We start from the raw sequence: 16,000 nt of genomic DNA on the forward strand, positions 1-16,000 counted from the left end.
ACAACAGTACACACCAATGCTGCTGCAGTATCGGCGTGTGAGCTTAATAAATAGAGGGGCGGTGAACGATGGAGCAGGCTGGCGAGCGCCTCGGTGCTGCAACCACAAGCGGGTTAGTCGTCCATCCCGCCGCGTAACAATCGGCCAATCAGGTCAGCGGGATACCCCCGATAACTAAGAAAGCGCCCTTGCTGAGCCCGCTCACGGGCATCACGGGGCAGCGCACCCGCAAACTTGCGTTGCCAGGTTTCCTGCAGCTGTTCACGCCAGTCGATACCGCTGTCACGCAAGGCCTGCTCGACATCGCCGCGCGCCAGCCCACGCAGGGTCAACTCCTCACGAATGCGCAACGGGCCATAGCCCGCACGCGCGCGGTAGCTGACGAACGCTTCGAGATAACGCGCCTCCGACAGCAAGCCCTCTTCCGCCAGGCGGTCGAGGGCACCGTCGATCAGCTCATCACTGGCACCCCGGTTGCGTAGCTTGCGGGTCAGCTCGACCCGGCCATGCTCACGCCGTGCCAACAGATCCATGGCGGCACGCCGCACCGCGACGGGGTTATCCAGAGCGATGGACATAGCTCAGTCGATCAGACGTCGGCGTCAGCCAGATCATCAGCCGTGGAGTTAGCCTTGACCGTTGGGCTGGCGACAAGCAGCTTCTCGCGGATCAACGCTTCGATGGCGCGGGCCACTTCCGGGTTGTCCTCCAGGTACTTGGCCGAGTTAGCTTTGCCCTGACCGATTTTGTTGCCCTGATAGCTATACCAGGCACCGGATTTCTCCAACAGGCCGAGTTGCACGCCAAGGTCGATAACCTCGCCGTTGCGATAGATACCCTTGCCGTAAAGAATCTGGAACTCGGCCTGGCGGAATGGCGGAGCCACCTTATTCTTCACCACCTTGACGCGGGTTTCGCTGCCGACCACTTCGTCGCCTTCCTTCACCGCGCCAGTGCGACGGATATCCAGACGCACCGAGGCGTAAAATTTCAGGGCGTTACCACCCGTGGTGGTTTCCGGACTGCCGAACATCACACCGATTTTCATGCGAATCTGGTTGATGAAGATCACCAAGCAGTTGGCGTTCTTGATGTTGCCGGTGATCTTGCGCAGTGCCTGGCTCATCAGACGCGCCTGGAGGCCAACGTGCATGTCACCCATCTCACCTTCAATCTCCGCCTTAGGCACCAGGGCAGCCACCGAGTCGACGATGATCACGTCAACAGCATTGGAACGCACCAGCATGTCGGTGATTTCCAGGGCCTGTTCGCCGGTGTCCGGTTGCGACACCAGCAGGTCATCGACATTAACGCCGAGTTTGCCGGCATAGTCCGGGTCGAGCGCATGTTCGGCGTCGACGAAGGCGCAGGTGGCGCCGAGCTTCTGCGCTTCGGCAATCACCGACAGGGTCAGAGTAGTTTTACCGGAGGACTCAGGACCGTAGATTTCCACGATTCGGCCTTTCGGTAGACCGCCAATGCCCAGCGCGATGTCCAGACCCAGCGAGCCGGTGGAGATGGCCGGAATCGCCTGACGATCATGATCGCCCATGCGCATCACTGCACCTTTGCCGAATTGCTTTTCAATCTGGCCCAGGGCTGCCGCCAAGGCGCGCTTCTTATTCTCGTCCATTTAAGTCCTCACGTAATCAAGAAGGGCCAGCTAGCGGCCACCAACAACTGTATAAGTAGACAGTATTATTCCACAGGGCAAGTCGTCCGCCTACCCCGCGCTTGGATTTTCTTGCGCAAGTAGGCGCAACAGCCCAGCCAATGCGGCCTCAACCGTTTGTCGGCGAACTTCACTGCGATCGCCGGCAAACTGCCGGCGCACGCTGAATAGGCGTTTACCATCGCCCCAGGCCAGCCAGACCGTGCCCACCGGTTTCTCCGCCGAACCACCATCCGGCCCCGCGACACCGCTGACCGCTACCGCATAACGCGCACCGCTATTGGTCTGAGCGCCACACACCATGGCCTCAACCACTTCCTGGCTGACGGCACCAACCGTACCGAACAACGTCGCCGGCACATCGAGCTGCTTAGTCTTCTGCGCATTGGAGTAGGTGACATAGCCGGCTTCAAACCAAGCCGAACTGCCAGGAATTCGAGTAATCGCTTCGGCAATGCCGCCACCGGTGCAGGATTCAGCGGTGGTCACCTGAACCTTGGCGGCAAGCAGTTGCGCGCCCAAGTCGGCCGCCAGTTGGGTCAGGGCATATTCATTGGCAGTCATCTGCACTCCGGGGTTAAAGCCAGCCAGGCCGATACCGTACACTAGGCGCTTTTGCGATTCAGCCGGACAGTTAAAACGATGAGCCAAAGCGACCTCAGTTCTCACACGCCCATGATGCAGCAGTATTGGAAGCTGAAAAATCAGCATCCAGAGCAGCTGATGTTTTACCGCATGGGCGATTTCTACGAGATCTTCTACGAGGACGCGAAAAAAGCCGCCAAACTGCTCGACATCACCCTGACTGCGCGCGGCCAGTCCGCAGGCCAAGCCATCCCCATGTGCGGCATTCCATTCCACTCGCTGGAAGGGTATCTGGCCAAGCTGGTCAAACTGGGCGAGTCGGTGGTGATCTGCGAGCAGATCGGCGACCCGGCCACCAGCAAGGGCCCTGTTGAGCGTCAGGTGGTGCGCATCATCACACCCGGCACCATCAGCGACGAAGCGCTGCTCGACGAGCGCCGCGACAACCTGTTGGCTGCGGTACTGGGCGATGAACGCCTGTTTGGGTTGGCCGTGCTGGACATCACCAGCGGCCGCTTCAGCGTGCTGGAGATCAAGGGCTGGGAAAACCTGCTGGCCGAACTTGAGCGCCTGAATCCGGTTGAACTGCTGATTCCCGATGATTGGCCGCAGGACCTGCCCGCCGAGAAACGTCGCGGCTCGCGTCGTCGTGCGCCCTGGGACTTCGAACGCGACACGGCACACAAAAGCCTGTGCCAACAGTTCGGCACTCAGGACCTCAAAGGCTTTGGCTGCGAGAGCCTGACCCTGGCCATCGGCGCGGCGGGTTGCCTGCTCACCTACGCCAAGGAAACTCAGCGCACGGCCCTGCCCCACCTGCGCAGCCTGCGCCATGAGCGCTTGGACGACACGGTCATTCTCGACGGTGCCAGCCGACGCAATCTGGAACTGGATATCAACCTGGCCGGCGGGCGCGAGAACACCCTGCAATCGGTGGTAGACCGCTGCCAGACCGCCATGGGCAGCCGCTTGCTCAGTCGTTGGCTGAATCGCCCACTGCGTGATCGGGCCGTTCTGGAAGCACGCCAAGAGTCGATTGCCTGCCTGCTGGAACGCTACCGCTTCGAGACGCTACAGCCGCAGTTGAAAGAAATCGGCGACCTAGAGCGCATCCTCGCCCGTATCGGCCTGCGCAATGCACGCCCGCGCGATCTGGCACGCCTGCGCGACGCCCTCGCCGCCCTGCCCACGCTGCAGATGGCCATGACCAACCTGGAAGCGCCGCACCTAGCTGAGCTGGCGAGCGTGGTAAGCACCTACCCGGAACTGGCCGAGCTGCTGACCCGTGCCATTATCGACAATCCGCCTGCCGTAATCCGCGATGGCGGCGTGCTGAAAACCGGTTACGACGCTGAACTGGATGAGCTGCAATCGCTCAGCGAAAACGCCGGTCAGTATCTGATGGATCTGGAAACCCGCGAAAAAGCACGCACCGGCCTGGCCAACCTCAAAGTCGGCTATAACCGCGTGCACGGCTACTTTATCGAGTTGCCAAGCAAGCAGGCTGAATCGGCCCCAGCCGACTATATCCGCCGTCAGACTCTGAAAGGTGCCGAGCGCTTTATCACCCCAGAGCTCAAAGAGTTTGAGGACAAGGCGCTGTCTGCCAAGAGCCGCGCCTTGGCCCGCGAAAAGATGCTCTATGACGAACTGCTGGAGCGCCTGATCAGTCACCTCGGCCCGCTGCAGGACAGCGCCGCCGCCTTGGCCGAACTGGATGTACTGAGCAACCTGGTTGAGCGCGCGCTGAACCTGGATCTCAATCGCCCGCGTTTTGTTGACGAACCCTGCATGCGCATCGACCAAGGCCGTCACCCGGTAGTTGAGCAGGTGCTGACTACACCGTTCGTGGCCAACGATCTGAACTTGGATGATGACACGCGCATGCTGATCATCACCGGACCGAACATGGGCGGTAAATCCACCTATATGCGGCAAACAGCCTTGATTGTGCTGCTGGCCCATATCGGCAGCTTCGTGCCAGCGAAAAGCTGTGAGCTGTCACTGGTTGATCGCATCTTCACCCGTATAGGCTCAAGTGACGACCTGGCCGGTGGTCGCTCGACCTTTATGGTGGAGATGAGCGAGACCGCCAATATCCTGCACAACGCCAGCGAACGCAGCCTGGTGCTGATGGACGAAGTGGGTCGCGGCACCAGTACCTTCGATGGCCTGTCGCTGGCCTGGGCCGCCGCTGAACAGCTGGCTAAGCTGCGTGCCTACACCCTGTTTGCCACCCACTATTTCGAGCTGACCGTGCTGCCGGAAAGCCAGCCGATCGTAGCCAACGTGCACCTCAATGCCACTGAACATAATGAGCGCATCGTGTTCCTCCACCACGTGCTGCCTGGTCCTGCCAGCCAGAGTTATGGCCTGGCCGTCGCGCAACTGGCAGGGGTGCCAAATGAGGTTATCCTACGCGCCCGCGAGCACCTGGCGCGCCTGGAAACCACCAGCCTGCCCCACGAACTGCCACCGACACAGCCTGGCCAGACAGCTGCGCCAATGCAAAGCGACATGTTCGCCAGCCTGCCGCACCCGCTACTGGAGGAATTGCAGAAGATCAATCCTGATGATTTGACTCCGCGCAAAGCGCTAGAGCTGTTATACACATGGAAAACACGCTTCTAACGTTATTGCGCGCAAACTGTTAGAATCGCGCGCATTTTTACGACTGCCCGACTTCAAGCCTGAGCCGTGGCCATTACCCCTAGCCTACTGAAACCCACACAGAACGGGGCAGGCTGGCGCCCGAGGAGAGAATCAGAGATGACCTTCGTCGTTACCGACAATTGCGTCAAATGCAAATACACCGACTGCGTAGAAGTCTGCCCGGTGGACTGCTTCTACGAAGGCCCGAACTTCCTGGTGATTCACCCGGACGAGTGCATCGACTGTGCACTCTGCGAGCCTGAGTGCCCTGCACAAGCCATCTTCTCCGAAGATGAAGTGCCGGAAGATCAGCAGGAATACATCGAACTGAACGCCGATCTGGCTGAAGTCTGGCCAAATATCACCGAGAAAAAAGAGTCCCTACCGGACGCTGAAGAGTGGGATGGCGTAAAAGACAAGCTTCAGTACCTAGAGCGCTAGTACTTAGCGTCACTGACTGCACAAAAACCCGCCTTGCCGCGGGTTTTTCCTTTTCTGCGGAGCCAGAACTCCCCGGTGCTAGGCCTACAGAGCCATAAGCAAACATCAGTCACATAAAACGCAGACAAAAAAAGGGGCGACTCACGTCGCCCACTCTTTTGTCCCTAGTCCCTGTATTTCCCAGCTCATCATCCTGATGAATCACGTCCTACGATGTCCTGATTGTCATCCTGACAACCTGTGCTTGTCCCTGAGCACAGATGCAATATTAGCGATTCCCACCCTCTGAACAAGCGATGAAAACTCCAGTCGAGTGCCATCAAACTCTCACAAGAATATTTAAATCTTGTTTAAAAACAATGGTTTAAAACAAATCAGGGCGATTATCCGGTCACTCTACGCACCAACGGCTTACGCACCTTGTAAGCAATGACTTACATAAACGCTCATAAAACCCGCCGGGAACACCTTTTGGCGCAATATGTGAAACTCACCAGAGTGGCTAGCATGGAACTCAAGCACAAAAACCCGGCCAAGGCCGGGTTGAGTGTTAATAGATCAAGCTCACTGGAACAGTGAGTCGCTCGACAGGCCGTTCTTTTCCAGAATTTCCCGCAAACGCTTGAGGGCTTCAACCTGAATCTGCCGTACACGCTCACGGGTCAGACCGATTTCCTGGCCAACTTCTTCCAACGTGCAGCTTTCATGGCCGCGCAAGCCGAAGCGGCGAATCACCACTTCACGCTGCTTGTCAGTCAGTTCAGACAACCATTGATCGATGCTCTGCGATAGATCGTCATCCTGCAACAACTCGCAGGGATCGGTCGGACGCTCATCGGTCAGGGTATCGAGCAGGGTTTTGTCTGAATCCTGGCCCAGTGAAACATCGACCGAGGAAACCCGCTCATTCAAGCCGAGCATGCGTTTGACTTCACCCACCGGTTTTTCCAGCAGGTTGGCAATTTCCTCTGCAGAAGGCTCATGATCGAGCTTCTGGGTCAATTCGCGAGCAGCACGCAGGTATACGTTTAGCTCCTTTACCACATGTATGGGTAAACGAATTGTGCGGGTCTGATTCATGATCGCCCGTTCGATGGTCTGGCGGATCCACCAGGTGGCATAAGTCGAAAAACGGAAACCGCGCTCAGGATCGAATTTCTCTACCGCGCGGATCAAACCGAGGTTGCCTTCTTCAATCAGATCGAGCAGAGACAAGCCTCGATTGACGTAACGACGCGCAATCTTCACCACCAAGCGCAGGTTGCTTTCAATCATGCGCTTGCGGCCAGCAGGGTCGCCTTTCTGTGCCAGGCGCGCGAAGAACACTTCTTCTTCAGGGGTCAGGAGAGGGGAAAAGCCGATTTCGTTGAGGTACAGCTGAGTGGCGTCGAGCGCGCGGGTGTAATCGATATACTTATGCTGCTTACTGCTGGTCGCGGATGCTTTTGTTTTGTTGCGGGGAAGTGGCGGTTGCGCTTCTTCGTCTGAATCATCGTCAAGGACTATAGCGGGCTCCATCAGGAGCACTTCATCATCGACGTCAAACTCCGGCGCTTCTTTTTCATGGAGAGCCATTTTTGTTATTCCTTGCTGAGTTCGACAGCAAGCTTCAGCGCGACCAAGTCCCTGGTTACACCAAAGCCTGTCCCTCCCACGCGGTGGAGACAGGCTAGCGCTAGATCAACGTCGCGGCAGGTATTGCAGCGGGTCGACAGGTTTACCTTGACGGCGTACTTCAAAATGAAGTTTTACCTGGTCAGTTCCTGTGGAACCCATTTCGGCAATTTTCTGCCCGGCTTTGACCTTCTGCCCCTCCTGCACCAACAGCCTGCGGTTGTGGCCGTAGGCGCTTACGTAGGTATCGCTATGTTTGATGATTACCAACTCGCCGTAGCCCCGTAAACCACTCCCGGCGTAGACCACTGAACCATCAGACGCAGCTAAAACAGGCTGGCCCAATTCCCCGGCGATATCAATGCCTTTATTCAAACTGCCGTTTGAGGAAAAACGCCCAATAACCGGGCCATTGGTGGGCCATAACCAGCCGGAAGCAGAACGTTGGCTAGGCGGTAATGCCGTTACGCTCGGAGTCGTCTTGGCAGAAGCTGGCGGTGGGGTCGGTGCAGGTCGATTCTGAACTGGGGCGGTAGGACGATTACCGGATGGCGGCGCAACCACCGACGGAGCGGTCACGACAACTGGAGGTTGGCTGGGTGGCTGAGCGCCATCGAAACGAATGACCTGTCCAACCCGTATCAAATAAGGGGGGTAATACCGTTGCGGGCAGCCAACGCTTTCCAGTCCCAACCAAAGCGGAATGCAATGGAATAAAGAGTATCTCCACGCTGTACTTTATATTGCCCACTGCTAACTGGCTGTCGTTGTGGCGCCTGACTGGCTCCACCGCCATGGCTGCGATCAACCACTTTTACCCCACCCGGTGGTGGGCTCGCGCAGGCGCTGAGCAGCGCACTGAGGACAAGGCCACTCAACAGGCTACGGGCACCGCTGGCACGATTCGGCAATTGAATGGCTGTGAAACTCACCTGCATCTCCCGAAACTGACTACATCTTGCTGGCATGCATTGTGCCGCAATTATGGGTTATCACCAGCGCTTTGCAGGCTACGTCCTGCCAACCACTCCAGGCCCAGCACCAGGACAATACCGGCAACGGCCAGCACAATGGCTAACAGCACTTGTGGGTCCTGCCCGCTGACTTCGGCGAAACGCGCCGGCCAGAGGTTGTTTTGCAACACAGGCATCTGTGCACCATGGCTGTCAGTACGCCAACTCAGGGTTTCCTTCCAGGGCCAGATCTTGTTCAGCGAGCCGACCATCAGCCCGGTCAGAAACGCCAGAGTCAGGTCACGCCAGCGGGCCAGTAGCCAGCGCAGGAAACCGGCAAAACTGACAATACCCACCAGGCAACCGCTGGCGAAGATCAACAAAACGGTGATATCCAGGCCCTTCACCGCGCCCAGCACAAAGCTGTACAAACCCATCAGCACCAGTAGAAAACTGCCAGAAATGCCCGGCAGAATCATCGCGCAGATGGCGATGGCGCCCGCCAGGAACAGGCTTAACGGGTCATGCCCCCACTGCAATGGCGCGGCTACGGTAATCCAGTAGGCGAACGCCGCACCCAGCAGCAGGCTGACCACCCGTGTCCAGTTCCAGCACTGGATTTCCCTGACCACCAAGTGTGTGGATACCAGAATCAGACCAAAAAAGAACGACCAGACCGGAATCGGCTGCTCGGCCAATAAATAGGTGATCAACCGCGCCAGGCTCAACACACTGGTCATGATGCCCAGCAGCAAAACCAGCAGAAAGGTTGCATTGGCGGCTTTCCAGGCCTCGACAATACGACCACGCAACAACAGCCCCAGCGCTGCCGGCACGCTGGCAATCGAGCGCAGCAGTTCGTCATAGATACCGCTGACAAAGGCGATGGTGCCACCCGACACCCCCGGCACGACGTCGGCAGCGCCCATGGCAATGCCTTTGGCATAAAGCAGGAAATACGTCTTCATTGGTTCATCCGTAAACAAGTGGCATCAGGCCAGCGGCCCATTCAGCAGCGGCACAAAACGCACCGCATCCAGCACATGCCGGGAGAAACCGTCATCCTCGCGAACAATCAGCAGCAGCTCCTGCACATCTCCCGCACCAACCGGGATTACCAGGCGTCCGCCGGGTGCCAGTTGATCCAGCAGGGCCTGCGGCACATTCGCCGCCGCTGCCGTGACGATGATGCCGTTATACGGCCCCAGGGCATTCCAGCCTTCCCACCCGTCACCCCAGCGAAACACCACATTGCGCAGATTGAGCTGAGCCAGACGTTCTTTGGCCTTGTCTTGCAGGCTCTGGATACGCTCGACGCTGAATACCCGCTCGACCAACTGCGCCAGAATCGCGGTTTGATAGCCGGAGCCGGTACCAATTTCCAGCACCTTGTCCAGCGGACCTGCCGCCAGCAGCAGCTCGCTCATGCGCGCGACCATATAGGGCTGCGAGATGGTCTGGTTGTTGCCGATTGGCAACGCAGTGTCTTCATAGGCACGATGGGCGAGCGCCTCATCGACAAACAGATGACGTGGCGTGCGGCGAATGGTTTCCAGCACATGGGCGTTGGATAACCCTTCCTCATACAGCCGCTGAATCAGCCGCTCGCGGGTACGCTGCGAGGTCATGCCAATACCGCGATGCTGCAGCTCGTCCTGTTCACGGCGGATCACAGCAACCCCTCCAGCCAGGGCTGCAGGCTGTTGAAGCCATCAGCAAAGGTACGGTCCAGCTGCAGCGGCGTGACCGAAACATAGCCCTGCATTACCGCATGGAAATCCGTGCCGGGACCGCCATCCTCAGCATCACCGGCGACCGAAATCCAGTAGCCTTCCTTGCCGCGCGGATTGACTACCTTGACCGGGGCGGCGGCGCGGGCGCGATGGCCCAAGCGCGTCAGCTGGATGCCACGGATGTGCTCCAGCGGCAGGTTGGGGATGTTCACATTGAGCACGGTGCGTGGCGGCAGATCCAGCTGCTCATGCGCCTCGACCAGCTTGCGGGCGAAATAGGCGGCGGTTGGCAGGTTATCCGGCAGGCGTGACAGCAGGGAAAAGGCAAACGCCGGACGGGCCAGAAAACGCCCTTCCAAGGCCGCCGCCACGGTGCCGGAATACAGCACGTCATCACCCAGGTTGGCCCCCAGATTGATACCGGACACCACCAGATCCGCCACCTGCGGCAGCAGGCCATTGAGGCCCAAGTGCACGCAATCGGTGGGCGTACCGTTCAGGCTGATATAGCCGTTTGGCAGCGTGGTCGGGTGCAGGGGGCGGTCGAGGGTCAGCGAGCTGCTCGCACCGCTCTTGTCCTGATCGGGGGCAATCACCGTGCACTCGGCATAGTCGGCCAGCGCCGCATGCAGCGCAGCCAGGCCTGGCGCAGCAACGCCGTCATCGTTGGAAATCAGAATACGCATGGGTTGTCCGTCTGCCCTGCCGGCAACAGATCGACGAGCTCGCGCACCAATACAGTGGCAAAGCATCCAGCCGGCAGGACGAATTCCAGTTGCAGAATGTCAGGCTCGGGATAATGCCACGACAGGCCGCCAATGGGGAGGCGCAGGATACGCCGTTCGTGCGTCATGTCTGCTTCTGCCAACCAGTCGACCAGAACGCTTTCGCGTCCAGCCAGATCCTGCTCCAGCGCCTGCGCCACGCCGCCGGCGCTAGAGACGCCTGCGCCCCACAACGGGCCCGTTGGATGCAGATCGAGAATCGCCAGGCGCGGATCGCTGCACTCCGCCTCGCCAGCAGCAAAGAAGCTGCGGCTGTCGGTAAAGGCCAGCAAATCGCCCAGAAGCGCCTGATTCCAAGTGCCGGCAGCCACGCGCGCGGCCAGCACCTGGTTGAACAGGTAACTGCGCGCCGCCGAGAGCACACGCGAGCGCACATTGCGCTTCTCCGGCAGGCTCTTGTTCGCCGCAAAATGCCGGGCATGGGCGACATTGCCGCCCTCATGGCCGAAGCGCTGCAAGCCGTAATAGTTGGGAATGCCCTGGGCGGCGATTTGCGTCAGGCGTTGATCCAGCGCCGCGCGATCCGCGACCAGTTGGGTCAGGCGCAGGGTAAAGCCATTGGCCGCATGGGCGCCGCGCTGCAGCTTACGGGTATGCCGCACCTGCTTGAGGACGCTCAGGCTGGCATCTTCGGCGGCACTCAGGTCGGGATCAAGCTTGCCCGGCAGGTGCAGGCTGAACCACTGACGGGTCAGGGCCTGACGGTCTTTGAGGCCGGCATAGCTGATCAGCTTCAGCGGCACGCCAGCGGCGCGGGCGATGCGCTTGGCGGCTTCCTCAGTGTTCAGTTCGCGTTTTTCCACCCACAGCCAGAGGTGTTCACCCTCGCCAGCCAGGGGAATATCCAGCACTTCATCGACCTGAAAGTCTTCCGCCACGGCCTTGAGCACCGCCGTACCGCAGGGCTCGCCATGGGCACGCGGGCCCAGCAGCTCGAGGTCGTTCATCGGGCGACCAACAGCGCGACGGCATGCACAGCGATGCCTTCTTCGCGGCCGGTAAAGCCAAGCTTCTCGGTTGTTGTGGCCTTAACGTTGACCTGATCCAGGCTCACCTGCAGGTCCTCGGCAATCCGCGCACGCATGCTCTCGATATGCGGCGCCATCTTTGGTGCCTGGGCGACGATGGTGGCGTCGACATTACCGACGTGCCAGCCCTTGGCATGTACCAGACCGAGCACATGGCGCAGCAGCACGCGACTGTCCGCGCCCTTAAAAGTCGGGTCGGTGTCGGGAAAGTGTTTGCCGATATCACCCAGCGCCGCCGCACCGAGCAGGGCATCGCTCAGGGCATGCAGCAGCACGTCGCCATCGGAATGGGCCAGCAGGCCGAATTTATGGGGAATCTGCACGCCGCCCAGGGTGATGAAGTCGCCCTCACCGAAGCGGTGCACATCGTAGCCGTGGCCAATACGCATAAAAAACAACGCCCTGAAAAAGTCAGGGCGTGATTCTAACCGAAAGCCAGAGGATCAACCCGGCTAGCGGGCTTTCGATCAGCACCGGTTCAGCTCAATAGCGCCTTGGCATGATGACGCAGGTGATCATCGATAAAGCTGGCGATAAAGTAGTAGCTGTGGTCGTAGCCCGGCTGCAGGCGCAGGGTCAGCGGATGGCCGGCAGCCTGTGCCGCTGCCTTGAGAGCATCCGGTTTGAGCTGATTTTCCAGGAAATCATCACGATCACCCTGATCGATCAGCATCGGCAGCTTTTCCGTGGCATCGCTGAGCAAGGCGCAGGCGTCCCATTCGCGCCAACGCGAGCGCTCATCACCCAGGTAACGCGAAAATGCCTTCTCACCCCAGGGGCAGTTGCTCGGGTTGCTGATCGGCGCAAAGGCCGACAGCGACTGATAGCGCCCCGGATTACGCAGCGCACAGACCAGCGCACCGTGCCCACCCATGGAGTGGCCGCTGATACCGCGCTTGTCGGATACCGGGAAATTCGCCTCGATCAGCGCCGGCAGTTCCTGCACCACATAGTCATACATGCGGTAATGCCGCGCCCAGGGCTCTTGGGTGGCGTTCAGATAAAAGCCTGCGCCCAGGCCAAAGTCCCAGGCTTTGTCCGGATCATCCGGCACATCAGCGCCGCGCGGGCTGGTATCCGGCGCAACAATGATCATCCCCAGCTCGGCCGCCAGCTTGTGTGCGCCAGCCTTCTGCATAAAGTTTTCGTCGGTGCAGGTCAGGCCGCTCAGCCAATACAGCACCGGCAGTTTGCCGCCCTGCTCGGCCTGCGGTGGCAGGTACACAGCAAACACCATGTCGCAGCCCAGCACCGCCGAACGATGGCGATAGCGCTTGTGCCAACCGCCGGCGCTCTTCTGGCAGGAAATATTTTCCAAGGTCATGGGGCCTCCAGTGGGCGGCCATGACAGCCGCCCCGCGTGATCAGAAGTGGATAACGGTGCGAATGCTCTTGCCTTCATGCATCAGGTCAAAGGCCTTGTTGATGTCTTCCAGCGGCATGTTGTGGGTAATAAAGGTATCCAGCGGGATTTCGCCCTTCTGCGCCTTTTCCACATAGCTCGGCAGTTCGGTACGGCCCTTGACGCCGCCGAAGGCCGAACCGCGCCAGACGCGGCCGGTCACCAACTGGAACGGACGTGTGCTGATTTCCTGACCGGCACCGGCCACGCCGATAATCACCGACTCGCCCCAGCCCTTGTGCGCGCACTCCAGCGCCGCACGCATCAGCTGCACGTTACCAACGCACTCGAAGGAGTAGTCCACGCCACCGTCGGTCATCTCGACGATGACCTCCTGAATCGGCTTGGCGAAATCCTTGGGGTTAACGAAATCGGTCGCACCCAGCTCGCGGGCCACCTCGAACTTGGCCGGGTTGATATCGATGGCAATGATGCGCGAGGCCTTGGCCATCTTCGCGCCGATAATCGCCGCCAAACCGATGCCACCCAGACCGAAGATCGCCACGGTAGCGCCCTCTTCCACCTTGGCGGTGTTGAGTACGGCACCAATACCGGTGGTCACGCCACAACCGAGCAGGCAGACCTTCTCCAGCGGCGCCTCCTTGGGAATCACCGCCAGGGAGACTTCCGGCAGCACGGTGTATTCGGAAAAGGTCGAGCAGCCCATGTAGTGATAGATAGGCTCGCCGTTGTAGCTGAAGCGGCTGGTGCCGTCCGGCATCAGGCCCTTGCCCTGGGTGGCGCGCACCGAGCTGCACAGGTTGGTTTTACCGGATTTACAGAATTTGCAGGCGCGGCATTCGGCGGTGTACAGCGGGATCACATGATCGCCGACCTGTACCGAGGTCACGCCCTCACCGATGGCTTCAACGATGCCGCCGCCCTCATGCCCCAAAATCGCCGGGAACACCCCCTCAGAATCCTCACCCGAAAGCGTGTAGGCATCGGTGTGACACACGCCGGTGGCAACAATGCGCACCAGTACTTCACCGGCCTTGGGCGGCGCGACGTCGACCTCGACAATTTGCAGCGGCTGGTTGGGGGCAAAGGCTACGGCAGCACGGGACTTGATCATGATCGCTCTCCAGCGGACTCAACAGTGGCGCAGAGTGTAGATCAGTGATGCAGATAGATAATCCAACAAAAAACAAAACATTCTTGCTATACAGGGATAATCAACTCACAACAGGACATCCGCATGAACCGCTGGGAAGGCCTCGATGAATTTGTCGCGGTGGCCGAATGCGGCCAGTTCACCGCTGCCGCCGAACGCCTGAGTCTGTCGTCCTCCCAGGTCAGCCGGCAGATCGCGCGACTGGAAGAGCGCCTGCAAACCCGCCTGTTCTACCGCAGCACCCGCCGCGTGGCGCTCACCGAGGCCGGGCAGACGTTTTTACAGCACTGCCAGCGCCTGCAGGATGCCCACGAAGAAGCCCTGCGCGCCGTAGGCGATCTGGGCAGCGAGCCCAAAGGCCTGCTGCGTATGACCTGTGCGGTGGCCTATGGCGAGCGCTTTATCGTGCCGCTGGTCACCGATTTTATGGTGCAGCACCCACAACTGCGGGTGGACATCGAACTGAGCAACCGCACCCTTGACCTGCTGCACGAAGGCCTCGACCTGGCCATCCGCCTGGGTCGCCTGCAGGACTCGCGCCTGGTGGCCACGCGCCTGGCACCGCGGCAGATGTACCTGTGCGCCGCCCCGGCGTACCTGCAACGCTACGGGCGCCCGCATTCGCTGTCGGAGCTGGCGCGACACAACTGCCTGATCGGCAGTTCGGACCTCTGGAGCTTTCAGGCCAGCGGCCGAGATTCCTGCCTGCGGGTGCAGGGCAATTGGCGCTGCAACAGCGGCCAGGCAGTACTGGAAGCCGCATTACGCGGCCTTGGACTGTGTCAGCTACCGGATTATTACGTGCTGGAACATTTGCGCAGCGGCGCGCTGGTCTCGTTGCTTGATAACCAGCAACCGCCGGACACTGCGGTATGGGCCCTCTATCCACAGCAACGCCACCTGTCACCCAAGGTGCGTCAGCTGGTGGAGTTTCTTAAACAGGGGTTGGCGCAACGCAGCGAGTATCGCTAGCTCTTCAGGTGCCAAAGGCTGGCCAAGCTGCGCAGATCTTCAGGACGAGTGACCTTGAGGTTGTCCGAACGGCCTTCGATCAGACGCGGTGCCTGTCCAGCCCACTCGATGGCCGAGGCCTCGTCGGTAATCGCCACTCCAGCAATCAGCGCATCGGCCAGCGCATGCTGCAACTCGCCAAGCCGGAACATCTGTGGAGTAAAAGCCTGCCAGATGGTCGAACGATCCACCGTAGCCTGCACCCGCCCATCGGTGCCGGCGCGCTTGAGCGTATCGCGGGCAGGCACGGCGAGCAGGCCGCCTACCGGATCGTCAGCTAGTTCGGCGAGCAGCAGGTCGAGATCGCTGCGCGCCAGATTAGGCCGCGCTGCATCGTGCACCAGCACCCAATCCTGCCCCTGAGCACCCAGCTCACTGAGGCGCATCAGACCGCTGAGCACCGAATCAGCCCGTTCGGCACCGCCATCGGCACGCTGGATACGTGGATCATGGGCACACCTCAGGGTCGGCCAGTAGGGATCATCTGCCGCCAGGCTGACTACCACCGCACGCAGCTGCGGATGCCCAAGAAAGCATGCCAGGGTGTGCTCGATAATGCTTTTGCCGGCCAGTTGCAGGTACTGCTTGGGCCGGTCGGCGCGCATTCGGCTGCCAATACCAGCAGCCGGGATCAACGCCCAGAAAGGGGGTAATTCAGACGTATTCATTCAGCCAACTGATAGAGGGTTTCGCCCTCTTTAAGCATGCCCAGTTCGTGGCGAGCACGCTCTTCGACGGTTTCCATCCCGCTTTTCAGCTCCAGCACTTCCGCTTCGAGGATCCGATTGCGCTCTTGCAACTGCTGATTTTCACCCTGCTGATCGGCAATCTGCTGCTTCAACTGGGTAACTTGCGCCAGGCTGCCATCGCCCACCCACAGGCGATATTGCAAGCCAGCCAACAAGGCCAGCAGGACGATAAACACCCAGTAAGAACGACTACGCATAGCAGCAAAAGATTCCGGATGAAAAAGGGGCGACTCGCGCCGCCCCTCTTTTACCATGCCTGGG

16 protein-coding genes and 1 pseudogene are annotated in these 16,000 nt (G+C 59.8%); 3 read left to right on the forward strand and 14 right to left on the reverse strand.

Annotated features, from left to right (window positions below):
• Positions 1–113: 113 nt before the first annotated feature.
• The 3 genes from recX to OU997_RS01640 form a co-directional block, all read right to left on the reverse strand.
• On the reverse strand, positions 114–578 hold the full coding sequence (recX, locus tag OU997_RS01630) for a recombination regulator RecX (protein ID WP_267808662.1): 465 nt from the start codon (positions 576–578) through the stop codon (positions 114–116).
• An 11-nt stretch (positions 579–589) separates the two neighbouring features.
• Entirely contained in the window at positions 590–1,633 is a 1,044-nt protein-coding gene (gene recA, locus OU997_RS01635) for a recombinase RecA (protein WP_108487706.1), read from the reverse strand.
• 90 nt (positions 1,634–1,723) lie between these two features.
• Positions 1,724–2,236 (reverse strand): CinA family protein, encoded by a 513-nt coding sequence (locus OU997_RS01640; RefSeq protein WP_267808663.1) that lies wholly within the window; start codon positions 2,234–2,236, stop codon positions 1,724–1,726.
• A gap of 78 nt (positions 2,237–2,314) precedes the next feature.
• On the opposite strand from OU997_RS01640, the gene mutS reads away from it, so the two are divergent.
• The gene (gene mutS / locus OU997_RS01645) at positions 2,315–4,888 is read left to right on the forward strand and encodes a DNA mismatch repair protein MutS (RefSeq protein WP_267808664.1); all 2,574 of its coding nucleotides are present in this window, start codon (positions 2,315–2,317) and stop codon (positions 4,886–4,888) included.
• 138 nt (positions 4,889–5,026) lie between these two features.
• Entirely contained in the window at positions 5,027–5,350 is a 324-nt protein-coding gene (gene fdxA, locus OU997_RS01650; RefSeq protein WP_090248347.1) for a ferredoxin FdxA, read from the forward strand.
• Positions 5,351–5,914: 564 nt separating this feature from the next.
• Here fdxA and rpoS read toward each other — a convergent pair.
• From rpoS to OU997_RS01695, 9 genes and pseudogenes are all read right to left on the reverse strand, one after another.
• Complete coding sequence (gene rpoS, locus OU997_RS01655) at positions 5,915–6,925, reverse strand: RNA polymerase sigma factor RpoS (RefSeq protein ID WP_108487700.1); 1,011 nt, start codon at positions 6,923–6,925, stop codon at positions 5,915–5,917.
• Positions 6,926–7,030: 105 nt separating this feature from the next.
• A pseudogene (locus OU997_RS01660) lies at positions 7,031–7,902 on the reverse strand (peptidoglycan DD-metalloendopeptidase family protein).
• Between the two features lie 44 nt (positions 7,903–7,946).
• A complete protein-coding gene (locus tag OU997_RS01665) occupies positions 7,947–8,885 on the reverse strand; it encodes a DUF368 domain-containing protein (protein ID WP_267808666.1) in 939 nt (312 codons plus the stop codon).
• A gap of 24 nt (positions 8,886–8,909) precedes the next feature.
• Complete coding sequence (locus OU997_RS01670) at positions 8,910–9,545, reverse strand: protein-L-isoaspartate(D-aspartate) O-methyltransferase (RefSeq protein ID WP_177480005.1); 636 nt, start codon at positions 9,543–9,545, stop codon at positions 8,910–8,912.
• A gap of 41 nt (positions 9,546–9,586) precedes the next feature.
• The gene (gene surE / locus OU997_RS01675) at positions 9,587–10,336 is read right to left on the reverse strand and encodes a 5'/3'-nucleotidase SurE (RefSeq protein WP_090383334.1); all 750 of its coding nucleotides are present in this window, start codon (positions 10,334–10,336) and stop codon (positions 9,587–9,589) included.
• A complete protein-coding gene (gene truD, locus OU997_RS01680) occupies positions 10,324–11,382 on the reverse strand; it encodes a tRNA pseudouridine(13) synthase TruD (protein ID WP_108487695.1) in 1,059 nt (352 codons plus the stop codon). Before truD ends, surE begins: the two co-directional genes overlap by 13 nt.
• Entirely contained in the window at positions 11,379–11,852 is a 474-nt protein-coding gene (gene ispF / locus OU997_RS01685; protein WP_267808667.1) for a 2-C-methyl-D-erythritol 2,4-cyclodiphosphate synthase, read from the reverse strand. The genes truD and ispF overlap by 4 nt, the downstream gene beginning before the upstream one ends.
• Before the next feature lie 89 nt (positions 11,853–11,941).
• On the reverse strand, positions 11,942–12,787 hold the full coding sequence (gene fghA, locus OU997_RS01690; RefSeq protein ID WP_108487691.1) for an S-formylglutathione hydrolase: 846 nt from the start codon (positions 12,785–12,787) through the stop codon (positions 11,942–11,944).
• Positions 12,788–12,827: 40 nt separating this feature from the next.
• Positions 12,828–13,940, reverse strand: a complete 1,113-nt coding sequence (locus OU997_RS01695) for an S-(hydroxymethyl)glutathione dehydrogenase/class III alcohol dehydrogenase (RefSeq protein WP_108487689.1) — start codon at positions 13,938–13,940, stop codon at positions 12,828–12,830.
• A gap of 123 nt (positions 13,941–14,063) precedes the next feature.
• Here OU997_RS01695 and OU997_RS01700 point away from each other — a divergent pair, with 123 nt between their 5' ends.
• The gene (locus OU997_RS01700) at positions 14,064–14,951 is read left to right on the forward strand and encodes a LysR substrate-binding domain-containing protein (protein WP_267808668.1); all 888 of its coding nucleotides are present in this window, start codon (positions 14,064–14,066) and stop codon (positions 14,949–14,951) included.
• On the opposite strand, the gene ispD is transcribed toward OU997_RS01700, so the two are convergent.
• Both ispD and ftsB read right to left on the reverse strand, forming a co-directional pair.
• Positions 14,948–15,658: a 2-C-methyl-D-erythritol 4-phosphate cytidylyltransferase gene (gene ispD / locus OU997_RS01705; protein ID WP_267808669.1), complete on the reverse strand. Its 711-nt coding sequence runs from the start codon at positions 15,656–15,658 to the stop codon at positions 14,948–14,950. The genes OU997_RS01700 and ispD overlap by 4 nt on opposite strands.
• Positions 15,655–15,936 (reverse strand): cell division protein FtsB, encoded by a 282-nt coding sequence (gene ftsB / locus OU997_RS01710; protein WP_108487683.1) that lies wholly within the window; start codon positions 15,934–15,936, stop codon positions 15,655–15,657. The genes ispD and ftsB overlap by 4 nt, the downstream gene beginning before the upstream one ends.
• Positions 15,937–16,000 lie beyond the last annotated feature (64 nt).

The organism is Pseudomonas sp. SL4(2022) (genome assembly GCF_026625725.1).
Classification (GTDB): Bacteria; Pseudomonadota; Gammaproteobacteria; order Pseudomonadales; family Pseudomonadaceae; genus Aquipseudomonas.